The sequence below is a fragment of the Streptomyces sudanensis genome, from assembly GCF_023614315.1.
Lineage (GTDB): Bacteria > Actinomycetota > Actinomycetes > Streptomycetales > Streptomycetaceae > Streptomyces > Streptomyces sudanensis.
Map to the genome: position 1 here is coordinate 1,266,777 of NZ_CP095474.1, position 3,154 is coordinate 1,269,930.

General features: G+C 74.8%; 2 protein-coding genes and 1 pseudogene. All 3 read left to right on the top strand.

From position 1 onward, the window contains the following. Nucleotides 1–33: 33 nt before the first annotated feature. Nucleotides 34–306 (top strand): annotated as a pseudogene (locus MW084_RS05780) (DUF3558 domain-containing protein); the annotation flags it as partial. Nucleotides 307–476: 170 nt separating this feature from the next. Then, complete coding sequence (locus tag MW084_RS05785) at nucleotides 477–1,301, top strand: DUF3558 domain-containing protein (RefSeq protein ID WP_010472670.1); 825 nt, start codon at nucleotides 477–479, stop codon at nucleotides 1,299–1,301. A gap of 129 nt (nucleotides 1,302–1,430) precedes the next feature. Continuing rightward, the coding region (locus MW084_RS05790; RefSeq protein ID WP_275563499.1) for a DUF2637 domain-containing protein at nucleotides 1,431–2,423 on the top strand (993 nt) is incomplete at its 3' end. Between the last annotated feature and the right edge of the window lie 731 nt (nucleotides 2,424–3,154).

Consider the following 3,154-nt stretch of genomic DNA (forward strand, 5'->3'; position numbering starts at 1 on the left):
AAACGAGATAGGCTCGGAGANNTNTGNCGCNCNCNCTCCCCCTCGGCCCCCGCGCCGTCCGAAGGCCCGGGGTCCCGGACGCTGACCGACCTGGGGGACGCGGCGTTCCTCTCCGACGTCCTCGCCCCGGCCGGCCCGGCCGGCCGGCAGCGCACCGTCAGCGTGGTGTTCCGCACATCGAACGTCCTCGTGACCGTGCGGTACGCGGCCCAGCCCCTGCGTGTCGGAGAGGTTCCGGACAGTGAGGACATGCAGGAAAAGGCGCGGCGGCTGGCCGAGGCACTGGCCGAGCGGTTCGACGACTAGTGGCGTCCCGGGCGCCGGCGCACCGCGCTCCGGAACCCGCCGGCGGCCCCGGCCCAGCGCCCGGACGGGCTACCGTGGCCGGGCCGGATCGCCCGGACCGTACGACCGGACCGCACGACGGACCGGCACGAGCGACTCGTACGACAAGCGACAGAGCGACTGAAGGAACCATGCACCGATCAGCCCCGCGTCTCACCCGCATACTCGCCTGCGCCGCCGTCCCGGTGATGCTCGTCGCCGCCGGCTGCTCGTCGGACGACTCCGGCTCCGGCGCGTCCGCGGCGCCCTCCGCGTCGGCGACGGGCGCCCCGGCCGCGCCCGCCACGTCGGCGGCGCCCGTGCCGAGCATCGCCCCGGCGAAGTTCGCCAAGCTGCCGGACGCCTGCAAGGCCCTCACCCCGGAGACGGTCGAGGACCTGGTGCCGGAGGTGAAGAAGAAGGCCGGCACGCCCGGCCGGTCCTCGGACATGAACAACCGCGGAAGCTGCTCGTGGAACGGCCTGGAGGACAAGGGCGTCAAGGGCTCCGACTACCGGTGGCTGGACGTCTCCCTGCTGCGCTTCGACTCGGACCCGACGCTCGGCAGCGGCGAGAAGCGCGCGCAGGACGAGTACGCGGACAAGGTCGCCGAGGTGAAGTCGACCGAGGGCGCCGCCGACGTGCGCACCTCGTCCGCGCCGGGCGTCGGCAACGAGGCCCGCGCCGTCAGCTACTCCCTGAAGAAGACCGGCGAGACCTTCCACTACGGCGTGATCGTGGCCCGTACGGAGAACGTGGTGATCACCGTCTCCTACAACGGCACGGGCTACGCGGGCGCCCCGACCCCGGCCGCGGGCGAGCTGATGAAGGGGACGGTGAAGGCCGTCAAGGACGCCGTCGCCGCCGTGGCCGCCGCGGGCACCGGGGGCACCGCGGGCACCGGGGGCACTGAAGGTACCGCGGGCACCGCAGGCACCGCGAGCACCGCGAGCACCGCAGGCACCGCGGGCGAGTAACCCCACGGCGACAGCCGGACGACGAGATCCGGCCTCCCCGGAGAGGCCGGATCTCGTACACGTGTGCCAAGCTGTGCCCGCGAAAACGCATGTGCGCCAGGGACACGTGAACCAGGGAGGGGACCGCGAGTGGCCGCGATGCAACTGACGCGGATACACCGCGTTCTGATCGGTGTCGTCGTCGCCGGCGCCCTGGTGATCGCCGGTATTGGCTTCGCGGGCTCGTACGCGGCGGTGCGGGAGCTCGCGGAGAAGAAAGGTTTCGGCACCTTCTCCCTGGTCTTCCCCATCGGCATCGACGCCGGCATCTGCGTCCTGCTCGCCCTCGACCTGCTGCTGACCTGGTTCCGGATCCCCTTCCCGTTGCTGCGGCAGACGGCGTGGCTGCTGACCGCCGCGACGATCGCCTTCAACGGCGCCGCCGCCTGGCCGGATCCGCTCGGTGTGGGGATGCACGCCGTCATCCCGATGCTGTTCGTCGTGACCGTCGAGGCGGCACGGCACGCGGTGGGCCGGATCGCGGACATCACCGCCGACAAGCACATGGAGGGCGTGCGGATCACCCGCTGGCTGCTGTCGCCCGTGCCGACGTTCCGGCTGTGGCGGCGGATGAAGCTGTGGGAGCTGCGGTCGTACGAGCAGGTGATCAAGCTGGAGCAGGACCGGCTGATCTACCAGGCGCGGCTCCAGGCCCGGTTCGGCCGCGGATGGCGGCGCAAGGCGCCGGTGGAGGCGCTGATGCCGCTGCGCCTCGCGAAGTACGGCGTGCCGCTCGCGGAGACCGCCCCGGCGGGCCTGGCTGCGGCGGGCGTCGAGCCGGTGCTGCTGCCCCCGGTCCCCAGGTCCCAGGAGGTGCCCGCCCCCCTGGTGAACGCCCCGGTCGGGGAACTCCCCCAAGCGGCGCCCGCCGAGCCCCGGTCCGCGGCACCCGCACAGCCGGTGCCGCAGGAGACGGCCCTCGCACCGCAGCCGGACCGGTCGGCACAGCCCGCGCCGGCACCCGCACCGGCCGGTCCCCCCACGCCGGCCGCGACCCGGTCTCCGGCTTCGGCTCCGGCTGCGGCTGCGGCTCCGGCTTCGGACCGGCCCCAGCACCAGCAGGCCCGGCCCCAGCCGCATCCCNCCCGGGCGCCCCNNCCCCGGCCCCAGGCCGACCCGCACACCGAGGCCGAGGCCGAGGCGCACACCGGGGACGGCCCGCAGGCCCGGGCCGAGGCGTACACCGGAGGCAGCCCGCGCCCCCAGGCCGACCCGGGCTCCGAGGCCGACCCGCACCCCGAGGCCGACCCGGGCTTTCCGCTCGACCCGCGACCCGAGACCGGTCCGCGACCCGAGACCGACCCGCAGCCCGAGACCGGTCCGCAGCCCGGTCCGGACGCCCCCGGACCCGAGCGGTACGTGGCCCCGGCCAACCACGTCAGCCCCTGGTTCTCCGCCTCCAAGCTCCCCCAGGACACCGCCTACACGGGCCCGTACGAACCGGCCGGGGACACCGGAGACACCGGGGACACCGGGGACACCCGAGACGCCGACCACGTGCCGGACGCGGCGGAGGACGAGTACGTCCGCGCGGCGTACGGCGCGTTCCAGGCGTACGTCGCGGAGAACGGCAACCCGCCCACCGCCGACGTCCTGGCCCGCCACCTCGCCGACACGGAGGGTCTCCGGCACCCCCGCGCCGTACCGCTCCTCCGCAGGCGGCTCCCGGACTTCGTCACCCGGTACCAGGCCGAGCTGGAAGCCGAGCACATCGCCTGACCCGGCCCCCGGGCTCCCGGCTCCCGGCTCCCGGCTCCCGGCTCCCGGCTCCCGGCTCCCGGCCGAACGAACCGTCCGGCCACCGCCCCCGGCCC